Source organism: Bacillus sp. TH25 (genome assembly GCF_016650935.1).
Classification (GTDB): Bacteria; Bacillota; Bacilli; order Bacillales; family Bacillaceae_G; genus Bacillus_A; species Bacillus_A mycoides.
Window position 1 is genome coordinate 13,927 of sequence record NZ_JAEKEU010000014.1, and the last position, 17,850, is coordinate 31,776.

At 32.6% G+C, this 17,850-nt stretch carries 11 protein-coding genes, 3 pseudogenes and 2 riboswitches; of the genes and pseudogenes, 10 read left to right on the forward strand and 4 right to left on the reverse strand.

Annotated elements, in window-relative coordinates; all coding sequences use genetic code 11:
• Positions 1 to 54 precede the first annotated feature (54 nt).
• The 4 genes and pseudogenes from JFT89_RS12315 to JFT89_RS12330 all read left to right on the forward strand — a co-directional run bounded on the left by JFT89_RS12315 (position 55) and on the right by JFT89_RS12330 (position 5,020).
• Positions 55 to 648 carry an SGNH/GDSL hydrolase family protein gene (locus JFT89_RS12315; protein ID WP_002069350.1) on the forward strand — a complete coding sequence of 198 codons (594 nt, stop codon included), beginning with the start codon at positions 55 to 57 and terminating at the stop codon, positions 646 to 648.
• Between the two features lie 306 nt (positions 649 to 954).
• A pseudogene (locus JFT89_RS12320) lies at positions 955 to 2,921 on the forward strand (penicillin-binding transpeptidase domain-containing protein).
• 748 nt (positions 2,922 to 3,669) lie between these two features.
• Positions 3,670 to 4,203: an RNA polymerase sigma factor gene (locus tag JFT89_RS12325; RefSeq protein WP_016095343.1), complete on the forward strand. Its 534-nt coding sequence runs from the start codon at positions 3,670 to 3,672 to the stop codon at positions 4,201 to 4,203.
• Positions 4,193 to 5,020, forward strand: coding sequence for an SH3 domain-containing protein (locus JFT89_RS12330; protein WP_016095344.1), 828 nt, complete (start codon positions 4,193 to 4,195; stop codon positions 5,018 to 5,020). Before JFT89_RS12325 ends, JFT89_RS12330 begins: the two co-directional genes overlap by 11 nt.
• Before the next feature lie 11 nt (positions 5,021 to 5,031).
• Here JFT89_RS12330 and JFT89_RS12335 read toward each other — a convergent pair whose 3' ends face one another.
• Positions 5,032 to 6,792, reverse strand: coding sequence for a peptidoglycan D,D-transpeptidase FtsI family protein (locus tag JFT89_RS12335; protein ID WP_201040079.1), 1,761 nt, complete (start codon positions 6,790 to 6,792; stop codon positions 5,032 to 5,034).
• Between the two features lie 403 nt (positions 6,793 to 7,195).
• On the opposite strand from JFT89_RS12335, the gene JFT89_RS12340 reads away from it, so the two are divergent.
• Positions 7,196 to 9,331, forward strand: coding sequence for a peptidoglycan D,D-transpeptidase FtsI family protein (locus tag JFT89_RS12340; RefSeq protein WP_002069356.1), 2,136 nt, complete (start codon positions 7,196 to 7,198; stop codon positions 9,329 to 9,331).
• A 435-nt stretch (positions 9,332 to 9,766) separates the two neighbouring features.
• The gene (bla, locus tag JFT89_RS12345; protein ID WP_374191864.1) at positions 9,767 to 10,693 is read left to right on the forward strand and encodes a class A beta-lactamase Bla1; all 927 of its coding nucleotides are present in this window, start codon (positions 9,767 to 9,769) and stop codon (positions 10,691 to 10,693) included.
• Between the two features lie 19 nt (positions 10,694 to 10,712).
• On the opposite strand, the pseudogene JFT89_RS30260 reads toward bla, so the two are convergent.
• Positions 10,713 to 10,796, reverse strand: a pseudogene (locus tag JFT89_RS30260) (undecaprenyl-diphosphatase); the annotation flags it as partial.
• Between the two features lie 1,107 nt (positions 10,797 to 11,903).
• On the opposite strand from JFT89_RS30260, the gene JFT89_RS12350 reads away from it, so the two are divergent.
• Positions 11,904 to 12,239, forward strand: coding sequence for a hypothetical protein (locus JFT89_RS12350; RefSeq protein ID WP_042889623.1), 336 nt, complete (start codon positions 11,904 to 11,906; stop codon positions 12,237 to 12,239).
• A 180-nt stretch (positions 12,240 to 12,419) separates the two neighbouring features.
• Positions 12,420 to 13,004 (forward strand): GNAT family N-acetyltransferase, encoded by a 585-nt coding sequence (locus tag JFT89_RS12355; protein WP_201040080.1) that lies wholly within the window; start codon positions 12,420 to 12,422, stop codon positions 13,002 to 13,004.
• A 237-nt stretch (positions 13,005 to 13,241) separates the two neighbouring features.
• Here JFT89_RS12355 and JFT89_RS12360 read toward each other — a convergent pair whose 3' ends face one another.
• Complete coding sequence (locus tag JFT89_RS12360) at positions 13,242 to 13,616, reverse strand: hypothetical protein (RefSeq protein WP_002147867.1); 375 nt, start codon at positions 13,614 to 13,616, stop codon at positions 13,242 to 13,244.
• Between the two features lie 538 nt (positions 13,617 to 14,154).
• Here JFT89_RS12360 and JFT89_RS12365 point away from each other — a divergent pair.
• Positions 14,155 to 14,683, forward strand: a pseudogene (locus JFT89_RS12365) (S-layer homology domain-containing protein); the annotation flags it as partial.
• A 164-nt stretch (positions 14,684 to 14,847) separates the two neighbouring features.
• On the opposite strand, the gene JFT89_RS12370 reads toward JFT89_RS12365, so the two are convergent.
• On the reverse strand, positions 14,848 to 15,795 hold the full coding sequence (locus JFT89_RS12370; RefSeq protein ID WP_016095350.1) for an LCP family protein: 948 nt from the start codon (positions 15,793 to 15,795) through the stop codon (positions 14,848 to 14,850).
• 123 nt (positions 15,796 to 15,918) lie between these two features.
• A riboswitch (M-box (ykoK) riboswitch) is annotated at positions 15,919 to 16,082 on the reverse strand.
• Positions 16,083 to 16,510: 428 nt separating this feature from the next.
• Positions 16,511 to 16,687, forward strand: a riboswitch (M-box (ykoK) riboswitch).
• A gap of 211 nt (positions 16,688 to 16,898) precedes the next feature.
• Here JFT89_RS12370 and mgtE point away from each other — a divergent pair.
• Positions 16,899 to 17,850, forward strand: a 952-nt coding sequence (mgtE, locus tag JFT89_RS12375; protein ID WP_201040081.1) for a magnesium transporter, incomplete at its 3' end; no start/stop codon positions are given.

Below are 17,850 nucleotides of genomic sequence, written 5' to 3' on the forward strand. Positions count from 1 at the left end.
ACGCTGTGGGCTATTGTATAGTGTAGATATGAATAACAAAAAGGGGGACTATATATGTGGAAGCGATTTGTAGCGATTGGTGATAGTTTTACAGAGGGGATAGGGGATGAAGTTGAGGGAATAGCATTAAAAAGCTGGGTAGATCATTTTGTTCAACTGTGTGTAAATGATTTAAAATATGCTAATTTTGCAAAACGTGGGTTAGTAACTAAAGAAATTCGCTCACAGCAATTGGAACAGGCATTAACTTTTAATCCAGATTTGGTTAGTCTAATTGCAGGTGCAAACGATGTTTTAAAAGGACGTTGGAATCATCAAGCATATAAGAACGATATGGAATTTATGATAGATACATTAAGTAAAGCAGGTGCTGATATTATTATAGCAAACCTTCCAGATTTTACTGTTAGGCTTCCATTTCCTTCTGAAAAAAAACAAGTATTAAAAGAACAATTATTAGAGGCAAATGAAGTTATACTTTCACTGAGTAGAGAGTATAAGCTTCATCATGTTGACGTTTGGAATCATCATTTAGTTAATGACAATACGCTTTGGTCTACGGATTTAATTCATCCAAACTCAAAAGGATATGTAAAAGTTGCTGAATTAATTTTTAGTAGTTTGCCTGTACACGACTCTTTTAAATAAGCTGTAGAATGAACTATGATGATACGGTCAGAAACCCCTGTCGCATACAGCGCAGGGGTTTTTAATGAGAAAAAGAAGGATATAGGGCACCTATAAATTATACTTATTGTTTATATTTTTGTTATTCTCTGTTAAGGAATCCTTGCTATAAGGATTCCTTTTTTGAATGCAGCTTAACAATAAAGTTAATTCTTTTTGCAAATGTGGAACTATTTCATTACGTACACTGTCTATTAAGCGTTAAAACATTTTTATTTAATATTTTAAGAAAGGAACAATCATTTATAACTAAAGGAGTAGATTGAATTGAAAAAAATATGGATGCTGCTTTTCTTTTGTTTTGGAGTTATGTTGGTAGGATGTAATAAAAACGAATCGCCAAAACAAGCATTTGAAGAATATATTAATTTATGGAATGATAAAAAATTTGCAAATATGTATGATCATTTATCAGAACATGCAAAAAAAACGATTTCTAAAAAGGATTTCACCGAGAAATATCAAAAAATCTATGAAGGTATTGGAGTTGAGAATTTAAAAATTAAAACGAAAGGAGAGAATACTAAAGGTAAAGAACGTTTTCTTTTTGAAGTTAAAATGGATACGGATGGAGGGGCAGTTTCATTCATCCATGAAGCAAAACTCGTGAAAGATAAGGAATCTTGGAAAATAGATTGGACACCAGACTTCATTTTCCCAGGTATGAAAAAAGATTATAAAGTACGTATGCAAACAGAGCAAGGAAAACGCGGGGAAATATATGATCGAAATGGAAAAGGGCTTGCAACGAATGGTAAAGCGTCTGAAGTTGGAATTATTCCAGAGAAACTAGGTGAAACGGCAGCGCAAACGAAAGAAATAGTAGCACAATTACTTGATATGTCTATAGAAGAGGTCGATCAGAAGCTCGCAGCAAAATGGATAAAACCAGATTCCTTTGTACCAATTGGTATTTTAAAAGAGGGAACCAGACAGAATGATTATATTGAATTAGAAGGAGTTTCATCTCGCCCAGTAAATATTCGTACGTATCCATTAGGAGAAGCAGCGGCACACTTAACAGGATATATAGGAAAGGTGAATGCAGAGGAGTTAAAATCGCTTCAAAAAAAAGGTTATCAAGCAGATGATTTAGTGGGTAAGACAGGTTTAGAGAAAGTATTAGAGAATAAATTGCGTGGTGAAAAGGGTGGACGCGTATTTATGGAAGATGAGAACGGGAAAGAGATTAAAAACGTAGCAAAAAAAGAAGCAAAAGAAGGGAAAAATGTTACGTTAACAATTGATGCTGCAATTCAAGAAAAAATCTTTAATGAGATGAAAAATGAAGCAGGATCTAGTGCAGCGATCAATCCTAAAACGGGTGAAACAATTGCACTTGTAAGTAGCCCTGCTTATAATCCAAATACGATAGTTAGAGGAGCATCAAAAGCCCAACGAGAAGCATGGAATAACGACTCGAAACTGCCAATGACGAATCGTTTCACACAAGCATTTGTACCAGGTTCTGTATTTAAAACGATTACAGGTGCAATTGGTTTGGAAACGAAAACAATAAATCCTAAAGAAGAATTTAAAATTCAAGGATTAAAATGGACAAAAGATTCATCGTGGGGAAATTATTATGTAACACGTGTGAAGGAAGCTAGTCCAATTGATTTTGATAAGGCAATGAAGTACTCTGATAATATTTATTTTGCTCAACAAGCTTTGAAAATGGGGAAAGATCAGTATGTAAATGAATTTAAGAAATACGGATTTCATGAAAAACTACCAATGGAATACGAATTTCCTATTTCAACAATTGCAAAAGATGGGATAAAAAACGATATTCAACTAGCAGATACGGGATATGGACAAGGACAAGTATTAATGACACCACTTCATTTAGCATTAACATATGCACCGATTGTGAATGAAGGGAATATTCCATCGCCTCATCTTTTAAAAGAAGCCAAAGTAGCGGGGAATTGGAAAGAAAATGTGGTTTCTAAAAAGAATCAAGAGATATTAAAAAGTGCATTAATAAAAGTCATTAATGACCCTGATGGCGCGGGGAGAATTGCTAAGGTTGATGGTGTAACTCTTGCTGGTAAAACTGGTACAGCAGAGCTGAAAGAGTCGAAAGAAGCAGACGGAAAAGAACTTGGATGGTTTGCAGCTTTTGATGCAAATGCGCCAGACATGATTGTTACCATGATGATTGAAGATGTAAAAGGAAGAGGGGGAGTAATGTTCCAGGCGAAAAAGTAAAACATGTTTTTCAGAAATAACAATAAATTATAAGGTGAAATCTTTTACTAAATTTATTATATATATGCTTAACTCAATGGTATAAATTGGGCAAAACAAAGAACAATTAAGTTTCAGAAAAAGTATTCTCCCTAATTGAGAATGCTTTTTCTATGTTATTGTGGCTCTAGAAAGTTGATATCGCATCATTTTCATTATTTGCAAGTACGGGCTGATTGGTAGTTTGTCCTAAATACTGATTTAAAACCAGAGGGTTCAGTCGGAAGTGCAATTCCGATTGGGACAGGTACTAATACAGCTGGTGAAAAAAATTTGTTCATTTTTATTTTCATATCTGAAATCTTGGTGTTGCTAATAGTAAATATAACAGAAGAGCAAATTGAAATAGACAAATGAGGGTGATTTTAAACTTTAACAAAACAGTTATTTAGTAAAAAATAAATAGAGCACACAAATAAGTATGCTCTTAGAAAAAATAGGTGATACAAATCGATTGTTGCGTGAAATTTTAAAAATCATAATCAGATTTTTATGAGTAAATTTTTAACATTGTATGCATTACTTGTTTTTTTGAGCCTGTCATAAAAAGACTGTATAGGTGATTATCTAATGAAATGTATTGCACACCTTTACATTATACAGGAGGATTCTTCTATCAAAAAAAGATAAACAATGGAACAAATGAAACTTGTATCATGTCTATATATTGAAACCATATTAAAAGTGAGGGCAGTTTTATGTTTATTCAAATAAGTTTGAGGTGTGGAAATGGAACAGAAGTTTATTGAAAAATGTAATCATGATGAGCTTGACTATGTTATTAAAGACTATTGGCAAGATGTATGGAATTATTCATTTATTATTACGAAAGATCCGCACTTATCAGATGACATCACGCAAGATGTATTTATAAAGGTTTTTAAACATTGGCATTCGTTTCGAAAGGAGTCATCTATTAAAACGTGGATATTAAAAATTACAAGAAATACGGCAATAAACTATTTGAAATCCTCTTATTTTAAAAGGATATCTTTAGTGGGATTTTTTAGTGACGATAAGCAATCTCCATCGGCAGAACAAGAATTTTTTAAGCAAGAGGAAATGAATGATGTATGGGATGTTGTATTAAAACTACCTAAAAAACACCGCGAAATACTAATATTGGACGCGAAATATGAATTGTCATATGAAGAAATGGCTGAAACATTAGATGTATCAATTGGAACAGTCAAATCTAGATTAAGCCGAGCGAGAAGTAAGGTTTCAAAACTAATAGGGGAGGGTAGAAGTGATGAACAGTAAAAAAAATCCTGACTGGTATAGCAAATTAAAAAACGGACCAATGGAGCGTCGTAAAGATGAAGAAGAATTTATTTATAAAATAAAGCAATCGGTATATCAAAATAGTGAAGTAGATTCTGTAACATATAAGAGACCACCTCGTAAAAAAGCATTGCCTGTTGTAGTTGTTTTGGTTTGTACAATGTTATTTTTTATTGTTCAACAACCTGGGCTTGATGATAATAAATCACCGGTACAAAGTAGTACTCAAATTAAGTCGAAAATAAAAGATGAGTCTGCTCAAGAGCCATCATTAAAACAGTTTATGAATGATTTATCTCGAAGTACAATTTCAAAAAATGAAAATGACTTGTATAGAGCGTTAAATGATGAAGTTCTATTTAAAGGGAAGAGTTATAAGAAGGATGAATTAAAATTTGATGAAGATTTGTTTCATGAGTTGCAAGTCGCTCTTACAATGGGGGGAGAATTTGCAAATGATACAAAGAAAGTGTATAAAGTACCAAGTGGAATGACAGAAAGTAACCAATCAAAGCGAGAACATTTTATATATGTAACTGTTACTGGAAATAAAACGAAAATTTTAGCTGAACCAAAACGAGAATCACAAGTTTTATATGAAGTATCGAATGAAATGGTAAAAGCTTGGATTCCAGAAAAAGTGCAGAATGATGGATATATAAAAATATCGACATTTAACGGTAATACTGGGTATGTACAAAAAGAGTATATTTTAACTGATATTAAATATTCATTCGTGTTCGAAAAGGATCATGAAGGTATGTGGAAAATAATAAATATAGATTCTATATGGTAAAAGAGGAAGGTTCACTTTAATGAACCTTCCTCTTTGTTATTATTTTCTTTTTGAAGTGTATGCCAGGACTCTAAAATTTCTGATGTAACGAGAGCAGCAATATTTTTTTCTGAATTACTACCAGGAATAACGACAGAAATAGCAATTTGTGGATCTTCGGTAGGAGCATATGCAATGAATAGAGAATGATTTATCATTCTTTCTTGCTCATTCGGAAAACCTGTAATACCCGTTTTACCTGCGACATGAAAGGGTAAGTTTTTAATCTCCTCTATATTTTGACTCATTCCGCCTTGCACGACACTCCAAAACTTCATAGGATAACGATTTGAACTTTCTAAAATTGGTTTAAACTTTTTTGTTTCCTTACCGTCCTGACTAATAATTGCACTTACGATTTGAGGTTTATATCTATCACCTTTACTCGCCAAAGTTGCTGCATATTGAGCGAGTTGAAGAGGAGTGTGCACTTCATTTCCTCCCCAAGAGGCATTTAATAAAGCAGAGATTCCATTTTCAAACTTACTAGAAGGATGAAATTCATATTCTCCGTCTTCTTCAAAGGGTAAATCAATTCCAGTTTTAGAGCGAAGGCCGAATTGCATTAAATAACCTGTCCATATATTTGCCACTTTTTCTATATTCCCATTATTTTGGTTGAATAAGGGTAGAGCTACTTTTGCTGTCATAAATGTGTTAGATGAATTAATGATAGCCTGACTCGGCGTAATCTCACCTGTTGGTGTTCCAGGTGCATTAGCAATGTTATTTTGATTATCATACTGAAAAGTACCTTTATCTAAATAAGTATCTTCAGGTTGAAAAAGCTTTTCGTTTAATCCAATTAAAATAGTAAGAGGCTTTATAGTAGAGGCCATATTTACATAAGATTCACCATAATTTAATTTTTGAATTGCTTTATTTTGCGACAATGATTTGATGTTTTCTTTTTTAGATGATACATGTGTATGTAATGTATTTGGATCAAAAACTGCTGAGTTGGCCATAGTTAAAATTGCACCAGTTTTTACATCTGTCACTACAGCATAACCAGCATTAGCATCAGGTATTTTCTTAATTTGAGATCTTAATGCTTCCTCTGTTTTTTGCTGCAATTTAGAGTCTAAAGCTAGCCGGACATCTTTTCCTTTTTGTACTTTTTGAATGTTCCATAAGAACTTTTTATTATTCATTTTAAAAATCAGAGTTTTTCCGGGTTTTCCTTTTAAATCATTTTCATATTGAAGCTCAATCCCACTTTTTCCAACAGGTCCATACTTAGAATTAAGGTCATTTTCTACATACCCAATTAGCTGTGAACCAATTTCGTGTTTAGGATAATATCGAATCAATTCATCTTTGATTATTACATTATTGGGTTTGTTCTTGTTTATGAATGTAAGTTCACTCTCATTTATGTCAGAGTAAAACGGTATATCATTCATAGTCTGCTTTTTACAAGATTGTTGTAATTGTAATTTTATGTCCTCTGCAGAAATGTCATGTTGAAACTCGTTTGAAAATTGATTGAAAAAAGCTAATGTGTTTGATGTATCTTGATTCGATAGCTTTTCATCATTAGAAGTGCAATATAGAGACTTAACTTTCTTATTTGTAGCTAGTATTACACCATTTTGATCAAAAATTTTTCCTCTTTCAGCTGAAGAAGTTGCGATAGTAATTGAAATGAAGTTGATTTTTAATAAAATTAGTAAAATCAAACCTACAATAGAAAGAACCGCAAATAATCTCCATCTTTTTGTATGTAACATATAACCCTCCCTTATGTAGCCTATTTCATCTTATAGTTAATTATTTTTTTTGTAAATGTGGAACAACTTTATTACTTAGGTTGTCTATTAAGTATTACAGCATGAAGAAAGGAATAATTAGTATGAAAAGTTACTAGCAAGTCTATGTGTAAGTTTAATATGAGTCATTATACAGTTTAGCATTTCTAATGCAAGTGATAAAAGAATTAGAGAGAAAAACAGGAAAGGAGATTTATCAATTACGCGGCTAAACGAAAAGGAATGGACGCTTACAAGGATTTAGAAAAAAAGATAAGACACTATTTATAACTGAATGGTGGTTTCTAATATATAGGGAACGTATTTATTATATTTGTTTACTAAGTATTAGTGAGGAGTTCCGGAAGAATTATATGGAGGATTTATGAAAAAACAAAAAGAAAAGAAGCAGCAGACATATATATCTATTCGATTAAATATAATGTTTCTTTGCATATTTTTACTATTCTCAGCTATTATTATGCAGCTAGGAAAAGTACAAATCGTTGAGGGAGAGGCTTATAAGAACCAAGTGGAAAACAGTCAAAATGAAACAACTAGTATACCGGTTCCACGTGGACAAATTCTAGATCGAGAAGGGAAAACGGTCGTTAATAATAAATCTCTTCGCACAATTACGTATACAAGGGTGAAGGGGATTAAGAGTGAAGATATTTTAAAAACAGCAAAAGAATTGGCGAAAGTACTTGAAATGCCCGAACAAGATATAAATAAGTTAACCGATATCGATAAAAAAGATTTCTGGATGCAATTGAATACGAAACGTGCGGAATCAAAGATTACTAAAAAAGATATAGGAAAGTTTAAAGAAAAGGGAATAGAGGGAAAAGAACTAGACAAAAAAATTCAAGACTTAAGACGAAGTCGCGTTACAGAAGTAGAATTGGCAGAATTAACAGCACAAGATTTAAAGGTTTTAGCTATTAAAAGTAAAATGAGTTCAGGTTATCAACTAACACCACAAATTATTAAAAAAGATGTGACAGATCAAGAATATGCGCGCATAAGTGAAAACCTTGCGGAGTTTCCAGGAGTAGATGCAACAGTTGATTGGGAACGTAATTATGTAAATGGTAATTTATTTCGTTCCGTGTTAGGTAATATTACAAGCAGTGAAGAAGGATTACCGAAAGAAAACTTAGATTCTTATTTGGTACGTGGATATAACCGTAATGATCGTGTAGGGAAAAGTTATATTGAACAACGATATGAAGATGCATTACACGGTACGAAAGAAGAAGTGAAAAACGTTACTGACAAATCAGGAAACATTATAAATACAGAAATCATCTCTAAAGGAAAAAGTGGTAATAGTTTAACATTAACGATTGATATGGAATTACAAAAGAAAGTGGAGGAAAGTATAGAGAAAAATTTGAGAGCTTTTAAGAGTTCAGAGCCACTGTTGGACCGAGCGTTTGTCGTCATGACAAATCCAAATAACGGACAGATTTTATCTATGGCAGGCAAAAAGATTGTAGAAAAAGAAGGGAAAATAGAGATTGAGGATTTGGCATTAGGTAACATGACAACTTCTTATGAGCTAGGGTCAGCTGTAAAAGGCGCAACGTTATTAACTGGATATGAGACAGGGGCAATACAGCCAGGAGATCAATTTTATGATGCACCGATGAAATTTAAAGGTACACAAGCCAAGAAATCATGGAATGTATCCGGATTTGGTAATATTAATGATTTACGAGCTTTACAAGTATCTTCGAATGTATATATGTTCCAGACAGCTTTAAAAATTGCGGGAGTTAATTACGTACCGAATGGTTCATTAGATATTAAACAAGAAGCATTTGATAAGATGCGTTATTATTTTAAACAATTTGGTTTAGGGGTACCAACAGGTATTGATTTACCGAATGAAATAATTGGGCAAACTAGAAAAGTAGATAGTCAACCTGGGTTTTTACTAGATTTTTCTATCGGTCAGTATGATACTTATACGCCATTGCAATTGGCACAATATATTTCAACTATTGCTAACGGTGGATATAGAATGCAACCCCAAATTGTACAGGAAATAGGAGAACAATCAATAAAAGAAGAGGAAGTTGGCAAAGTTATACGCTCTATAGAGCCTGTCGTATTAAATCGAGTTGATATGAAGAAAGAACATATTGATCGGATAAAAGAAGGCTTTAGATGGGTATTCCAAGAAGGTGATGGAACTGGCGTGAAGTATTTCAAGAATGCTCCATACAAACCAGCAGGAAAGACAGGGACAGCTCAAACTGTATATGGTGGAGATGATCCAATTGGTAGAAATGCAAAAGGAGAACGTATGGAATGTTACAACTTAACATTAGTTGGATATGCTCCATATGATAATCCAGAAGTAGCATTTTCTGTAGTAGTCCCATGGCTTCATGATGATAAAAATGGAATTAATTCTATAATTGGAAAGGATGTTTTAGATGCATACTTTGATTTAAAACAGCAACGTATGCATGGTGAAGCTGCTAGTACAAATAGTTCGAATCAAAATTAGTAAAATTTGTGCACTTTTCTCAGGGGAAGAGACCCTGTTTATATAAAAGCCTTTATAAGTTAAAGAAAAAGGAAGATTTGAAATAAGAGATAGCAGCTATCATAGTTGCTATCTCTTATTTTTGTTAATATCTTGGTTACTAGTTAAAAAGGTTTTAAATTTATCCCGCTATTTGCCGGGTAGTAAAACTCCCACCTCAAAATTCAGCTGGAGCAAAGAAGTTAGGCGGGAGATCAACTGCCCGTAAAAGCCCGATTGGTTCAACTAATAATCAGTGGGGGATGAACAAAACCCCACTGATTAAAGTTTCACTTTATGGAACAAACTTGTTTCTTAGATGGTCTATTATGTGTACGTATAAAAACAGGTTTTCAAATAGGATACAGTGTATTGAATTTACTACTTGTTTTCAGTATTGAAAATTTGAAAGGAATGATGATTTTGAAAAACAAAAGGATGCTAAAAATAGGTATATGCGTTGGTATATTAGGTTTAAGTCTTACAAGCCTAGAAGCTTTTACAGGAGGGGCATTGCAAGTTGAAGCGAAAGAAAAGACCGGACCAGTTAAACATAAAAATCATGCGACGTATAAAGAATTCTCTCAACTTGAGAAAAAATTTGATGCTCGATTAGGTGTGTATGCTATTGATACTGGTACAAATCGAACAATTGCTTATCGACCTAACGAGAGGTTTGCCTTTGCATCAACCTATAAGGCGTTAGCGGCAGGGGTATTGCTACAGCAAAACTCAATTGATAAATTAAATGAAGTTATCACTTATACGAAAGACGACTTAGTTGAATATTCACCCATTACAGAGAAACATGTAGATACAGGCATGAAACTTGGGGAAATTGCAGAGGCGGCTGTTCGTTCCAGTGATAATACTGCCGGGAACATTTTATTTAATAAAATAGGCGGACCTAAAGGATATGAAAAAGCACTTAGACAGATGGGTGATCGGATTACTATGGCTGATCGCTTTGAGCCAGAGTTAAACGAAGCTACTCCAGGAGACATTCGTGACACTAGTACAGCAAAAGCAATTGCTACGAATCTTAAAGCTTTTACGGTCGGAAATGCACTTCCAGCTCATAAACGTAACATTCTTACAGAGTGGATGAAAGGAAATGCTACAGGAGACAAACTTATTCGCGCAGGCGTACCAACTGACTGGGTAGTTGGAGATAAATCAGGAGCTGGAAGTTACGGGACACGAAATGATATTGCTATCGTTTGGCCGCCGAATAGAGCACCTATTATCATCGCAATTTTATCTAGTAAAGATGAGAAAGAGGCTACCTATGATAATCAACTAATTGCAGAGGCAGCTGAAGTTATAGTTAAGGCTCTTAGGTGATCATCTCTCAATTCTTTATTTAATGTAATTGAAAATATGAACTTGGAAAGCGATTCTTTTTAATGTGAAAAGAATCGTTTTTTTGTATTCCTATTAGAAGTATAAATGCAACAATTATTATTTTAGGGACAATTTATTCTATCAAGTGCAGGAGAAGAATGTTCTCCTATGATGTTCATAACAATTTAAATAATAACCCCAAGGCTCAATATAAGACTGTCTTAGGGTTGTTATTAGTTAAAACGCTTTTTTTAGCATGTAAATGAGAGTCCACTTCATCTAAAAGGAGTAAAGAATCAAGAGCTAAATATTAATATATTGGTTCAAAACCTAATTAACATTTAAACAATTTAAAATGAAAATTCGAATTTATTAACGATGATAAACTGTCAAATAATCAAAGACCCTGTAAAATTTACAGGGCTGGAAACAGGGGTAAGGGAACACATAGTTTATTAGCTACATAATAGCATAAGTTTTTTTGGGAGTTACATATGAAATTTGACAACTTTAAGAACAAGATAGAAGGTTTTTAAGAGAACAAATATACTACTGAAATCCGATTAGATTTAAAAAGAAAAGACACCTTTTTGGTGTCTTTTCTTTTTATGTATACAGCTCACACGAGGAATTTATTCTGGATAAAAACTACGAATAACCAGAAAATATGCTTGAAATTCTTGTCTTCAGATTTGTAAAATCCAAAAAATAAAGAAATTGAGGAGGAATTCAAGACACCAATAGGGCACGTATTGGTAAACAGGTTCAAAAATAGTATATGTGAAAAGAAAAAGTCTTATACAAAAAGTAGACAGAATCCTACCCTTTCTGCCTTTTCAAAAATCAATTTCTATTCTGTTTAAAATCAGTACAGCACGCTATTTCTATATAGTTTGAAATGAAATCAGAAAAAGTATACATGAAAATGGCAGACAACAATTTTGGTTGCCTGCCGGTGCCAATGAATTGAATGAGTTAGTCAATTACAATAAATTGCTTTCCCATTACCAGAAGAGTGAAGCCGCTAGTTCAAACGGCTTAGACATAGTTTGCCTAATAAATAAAAAATTATGAGTAAAAATTCTGTTTGCTCTATATGAAAAGATAAATAGATATTCATCAAACAAGGTTAATAAAGCATATCTTGAATAGAGAGTGTAGGAACGAAATAAAGAAAAGGATGTTTATTAAGGAAGGGACTGACTCAGGAGTGGGACTTTCGGACAGGATTTGGGGAGCGGTAGTTGCTTTTGGCATTGCGACTAATATCGTTGCTTGTATAATGGCAATATACATTCAAAAATATGAGCTAATGATAAACTGCCTTACAAATATTTTGTTTTTAATCGTGATAGCTATAACTTTTATTAAAATGAAAATTAATACTTGGATGGCTTTAGGATTTACGTTGGTTGTAATAGAAAAAGGAATTAAGGCAGGATATGAGTTCTACACACATGACTACTATGGTGTCAGTTGGAGTTTAGCGATAATTGTCTATTGTATATACGAAATGCAAAATTATTACATTGAAACAAATGAATAGCCGAAAAAAATAAGGTGTGGGGAAGCTGAATTCTTTTCAAAATATAAAATAAAGAGGGATAAAGACTTTCTTTTATGTATGCAAACAATATACGCCTATGCATTATAAAGATAAAACTAAAAATTCTATGAAGTAACGAAATGCAGCTCACAGTTAATGTAGAGAAGAGAGGAGAAGGTTATGGAGAAATATGATCAAGTTTTTGGGAAAACAGATCGTCTTATTTTGAGAAGGTTGAGTATTGATGACGCTAAATACTTTCACTTTTATCGCTCTAATCCGGAAGTAGCTAAATTTCAGTCATGGGATAATTATCAATATCATGAAGCAGAAACTTTTGTAAATGAACAAATTAATAATAATCCTAATCAACCAGGTACTTGGTTCCAGTTCGCAATTGCTTTGGCTGAAAATAATAAAATGATTGGAGATTGTGCACTTCACACGCTTTTGAGTGAACCTCGTATCGTTGAAATTGGATTTACTCTTTCCCCAGAATATCAGGGAAATGGCTATGCAACTGAGGCTATTTATGCTTTATTGTATTATATATTTCATTCGTTAGGAAAGCATAAAGTGATTGCTTTCTCGGATGTCCGAAATAACAAGTCTATTTCTGTGCTAGAACGTGTGGGTATGAGGCGAGAAGGTCATTTATTGCAAAATTATATGTTAAAAGGACAGTGGATTGATGAATATCAATATTCAATTTTGAAGTCTGAATGGAAGGGTACTACATATTTATTAAATTCAGAAACGAAGTAAGATGGGAGTAAATTTAAATACTATAAAAAAGACACTACAAGAGTGTCTTTTTTTGAAAATACTCTATAATTAACTTTGGGGAAGGTAATGTTAGAGTATTCGTTTAGCATTATCTTTGTAATAGATAAACCATGAAATTGAATGATTTTGTGGTTTATTTTTTTGTGTAATAGATGTTACAGTATTTGCAGTGATCTATTGATTTTTATAACCATTTGGAGATGTTGCATTAAAAATCTAACATCGAATAACGGTTCCGGAATATATCGTTGCGAAATGATCTCCCATATCCCAAACGGTAGTTGATTGTATATAGCCCTTAAAGCCTTCTGAAGAGTAATAAATTTCTTTTGGTATACTTTCTTTAGATTGGAAATGTGCTTTAGAGTACTTTACATAATGGTTTTTAATAACTTTTGATTCAGGAACAATAGTGTTTTTTTGTTCCAATGTTTGTCTAGCATTAGAAGATGGTATGAATTTTACAGTGTCTTGGTAATTATGATCTAAGGTGTCAGCTTGTACACTGTGTGAAGAAACAAAGACGCTTAAACTACTTCCTGCAATTAATGTTGCAAATGCTAACTTTGAGAATTTTGTTAATCTGCTCATTCTATAATCTCCTTTGCATTATTTTGTAAGGTATCTCCTTACACCTCACAGTCTATATCCACTACAAAAGGGTGTACATACATATTGATAGACAAAATTCTACAAAATACCACATGTTTTTTGGATTGTGTATAATAATCCAATGTTTAAGAATTTATCAGAAGTAAAAAGGTATGTCTTATATAAAAGAAAATGAATAATTTATGCAGAGTTTGTATATGAAATTATTGTTTAAATATTCTAAAATGAGTTGATAAAGATTCTTGGATGTTTTTTAGAAAACAAATGATTCCCTATGTGAAATTTGGAAGATTAATTCTCTTTTTAGCTTTTTTCTTTAGAGAATTCACATGCGTGGATTATAATTAAGATTCAAATGTAAAATATCTAAAGAAATAAGTACAAGTATAGATTTTGAAGATAAACATATTGTATATTATGAAAAACTTCTTTATTCATTTATTTTTCCTCATTTCTTAATAAAGATAGTGGTAAATTGAAATTAGATAGTAATTAAAAGAGATCAAAAATTTTATTTATAGATGGGATTAATCGTGCAGCAGCAGCTGGAATCATTAGTGGTAGAGGAGAGAATATTTTTGCTCCAAATGACACAATTAAGCGTGACGAAGTGGTCATTATGATTGATCGATCGTTACAATATAAAAATATTATTGGAAAGCTAGTAGACTTGCCTTTTAGTGATCAGAACTTAGTGTATGATAAACAAGCTGTACAACGCGTTTATGGACTAGGGATTGTAAAAGGAAATGAAAAAAATGAATTTATAATTTATGCCCAAAGGTACAGCCGCTCGCGGAGAAGTCGCTGCCTTTCTGAATAGAATGCTACATGTATTAAACAATAATACAATAGGTGTTGTTACCATAACTGGTTCTGGAGTAAATCCGCGCAAGGGACCTGGGACGACTTATGAAGTAATTCGTAAACTAAGTAAAAATGAATCATATTCTGTATACAAGGAACAAAATGGATGGTTAAGTATTGGTGATGAACAATGGGCATATTATGCCCCTAGTTATATCCTTTTTACTAAAAATAAATAGTTACTAAAAGACTCGTGTAAAATAGAAAGCATTCTTGTTAGCAAGAATGCTTTCTGCTTTTTTATAATTAAATTTCAAATATTGCGAGAGATTTATATAAGAAAATCTATATATCATTTTTATATTTATAAATCTTGTCTGAAATAAAATATATTAAAAAATTCTTATTTTTTTTGTAATTCTTGTTTTAAATCTTTCGAAATCTGTTGAACACTTTCTTTATCAGGTTGTGCATAGTATATACCATCTATATATTTATCATTACATTTAATCTGCCTTTTGTTGATGTTAGGTGAGTGGTCCATCATAGTTTTAGCAATAGAGAACATATCTGTTGTGGATAAATTGGTAGACATATGTGGACTAACTGTATCTAATATACTATTAAACTTGCTTAATGAGTTCATGGTTAATATTTTATTTCCAATCGCCTCTATAACTAATAACTGCCGTTGTCCACGCATAAAATCATTATCAATATGGCGTGTCCTAGTCAAGGCTAAGGCCTGTTCGCCATTTAGGTGCTGATATCCTTTTTCCAAATGAATGGCATCAGCTTGGTCTTGGCTGTCCTGTTCTGTAAATGTGACGGGAACATCTACATCAATTCCTCCAATCGTATCAATAAGACTTAAGAATGAATCAAAATTAAATTTAATATAATAATCAACGGGAATATCCAAAAACTTTTCAACGGTATCTATTGTACTATCTATACCACCAAATGCATGTGCATGTGCAATTTTATCTTCTTTTGCTTTTATTGGTATATAGACTCGAGTATCACGTGGAATACTTAACAAATTTATTGCTGCCGTTTCTTTATTAATCGTAGCAACCATTAATGCATCTGACCTTGCGTTTTTTCCATATTCTCCTTCTCTTGTTTCACTATTATCCTCTCCCATGATTAAGATGGAAATATTATCTTTTAAAGGGGATATTTTATGTTCTCTTTTCATAGATTTGCGTCCTCTTTCGAGTTCACGATATGTTTTATCACTAAAGTTATAAAATTGAGAGTATATATATGTTCCTCCCAATAGGGAAATAAAAAATAACGTACCCAAAATAACTTTTATTTTATTGTGATAGATCCAATTTTTTTTCATGAAGATTCACCCTTTCTTTTTGTACTATATTCACATTAAAAAGGCCTTTGCTCATATGAGTAAAGGCCTTTTTCGAGACAAACAAACCTTGCTAAGAAAAAGCTAAACAAGTCGTTTTATCATAAAAGTCCCCCTCATTGAGTTTTAGCACTGTACAGCATAGGTTTAAAACCAGCTACATTAAGAAGGGCCTTAATTCGACCGTTCCTGTTGACCCATTGGCGTCTCTCGACATTTTTGGGTAGCAGCGTTTCTCTATACAGGAGCCTCACCTAACAGAGACATATATTATTTGCAGAAATAAGCAAATTACATGTTGTGTGTTTATCTACTGTGAAAATAATGTGTTTAAAATTTATCCCTTTGTACAAGATACAGGTTATATTGAAAATGAGAGAGAATCAAGTTGAAATTTTTGTTATCTATCAGACGTCTTTGGTTTTAAATTTTTTATTTTTACATCAATCTTCAATAATAAAGCGTCAAGACACGTGTAATAATAAAAAATAAATTAATTTTATAGTTTATAATTTTGAAAATTTAGTGTATAAATTGTAAAATTCGTTGTATAAATATAAACTATTATACAGATGTTTATATCTATGATTTGGGAATGTTTTGATATCAAAAGGTGGAGAAATAAGTTTTATTATTACTTGACAAGTTCAAAAATAGTGGATATGCTTTAACACGAAACAAGCAAAAATTTTAAATATTTATAACCTGTTAGGTGAGGCTCCTATACAAACACAGGCTATTGCCCAAAAATATCGAAAGATGCCAATGGGTAGAACAGGAATTGTCGGATTAAGGCTCTTCTTAAGATAGCTAAGTGATGAATGATTCATCCTTTACGTTGTATAGTGCCAAAACTCAACTAGGGGGAATGAGCTTTATTTAGCTATGTCTTTTTTAAAATCAGCCTCCTCTAGTTGAATCACTAGGGGAGGTTTTTTATATGCGAAATTTTATTTGTAATAAATCTCTTATAAAAGGGGGAAAACTAATGATTGATGATATTGATCCCATATTTATTAAGAAATTTGTTTTCCCAAAAGTGGGAAAATGATAACAAGTACCACTGTCCTTAAGGAGGAATTACGATGAAAAAATGTTTACAACAATTATTAACGACAAAAGACATCCACTTAGTAGGAGAACTTATAAAAACTCAATCCTATGATATTGCAATGGAAATGAAAGATTTTCATCATAAAGATCAGATATCTTTAATGAAATGTTTTCCTGCTGAAAAAGGTGCGAAAATTCTTAGTTACCTTACTCCAGAGGAGCAATATAATATTTGCACCAACTTGCCTGTGGATAAAGGAGAAGGGCTATTAGCTAGGCAATCTATTGATGACCTTGTTGATGTAATTCTTTCAATTCATCCACTTCAGGCTGAAAAACTGATACAACTTTTGTCTGAAGAATCTCAACAAAGAATTAGAAGTCTGCTGGTTTTTCAATCTGGAACAGCGGGCAGTTTGATGACAATTGACTATATTGCTGCCAGGGAAAATTGGAAAGTGAAAGATACGCTGTCACATATTAGAAAAATTGGAGCAGGGGTAGAATCAATTTCGTATATTTATGTTCTTGATTCGCGTGGTCAGCTTAATGGAATTGTTTCTATTCGTGAATTATTGCTAGCTTCAGATGATAAGACTTTATCATCAATAATGGCATTGGATGTTATTTCAGTTTCAGTGGACCTAGACCAACAGGAAGCTGTACAAAAGCTAATGGATTATGATTTATCCGCTATACCTGTAACAACGATGGATAATCGGATGATAGGTATCATAACCTTCGATGATGCAATGGATGTTTTCGAAGAAGAAGCAACTGAAGATATTCAAAAATTAGGAGGGAGCACTCCATTAGATAAGCCATATTTCGAAACCTCTATTTGGCAAATATACCGTAAACGTATAGGTTGGTTATTACTTCTGTTTGTAGCAGAAGCATATACTGGTTCTGTACTTCGACATTATGAAGAAACTTTGACTCATGTAGTTGCATTGGCTTTCTTTATTCCATTGTTAATTGGAA

Excerpts from the sequence above, each read along its gene's own strand:
- JFT89_RS12335 (WP_201040079.1), bottom strand. The coding sequence starts at position 6,792 with ATGTTACATACAAAAAGATGGAGATTATTTGCGGTTCTTTCTATTGTA.
- JFT89_RS12360 (WP_002147867.1), bottom strand. The coding sequence starts at position 13,616 with ATGAGCAGATTAACAAAATTCTCAAAGTTAGCATTTGCAACATTAATT.
- JFT89_RS12370 (WP_016095350.1), bottom strand. The coding sequence starts at position 15,795 with ATGAAAAAAAATTGGATCTATCACAATAAAATAAAAGTTATTTTGGGT.
- JFT89_RS12355 (WP_201040080.1), top strand. The coding sequence starts at position 12,420 with ATGGAGAAATATGATCAAGTTTTTGGGAAAACAGATCGTCTTATTTTG.
- JFT89_RS12340 (WP_002069356.1), top strand. The coding sequence starts at position 7,196 with ATGAAAAAACAAAAAGAAAAGAAGCAGCAGACATATATATCTATTCGA.
- JFT89_RS12325 (WP_016095343.1), top strand. The coding sequence starts at position 3,670 with ATGGAACAGAAGTTTATTGAAAAATGTAATCATGATGAGCTTGACTAT.
- JFT89_RS12330 (WP_016095344.1), top strand. The coding sequence starts at position 4,193 with ATGAACAGTAAAAAAAATCCTGACTGGTATAGCAAATTAAAAAACGGA.
- JFT89_RS12315 (WP_002069350.1), top strand. The coding sequence starts at position 55 with ATGTGGAAGCGATTTGTAGCGATTGGTGATAGTTTTACAGAGGGGATA.
- bla (WP_374191864.1), top strand. The coding sequence starts at position 9,767 with ATGATTTTGAAAAACAAAAGGATGCTAAAAATAGGTATATGCGTTGGT.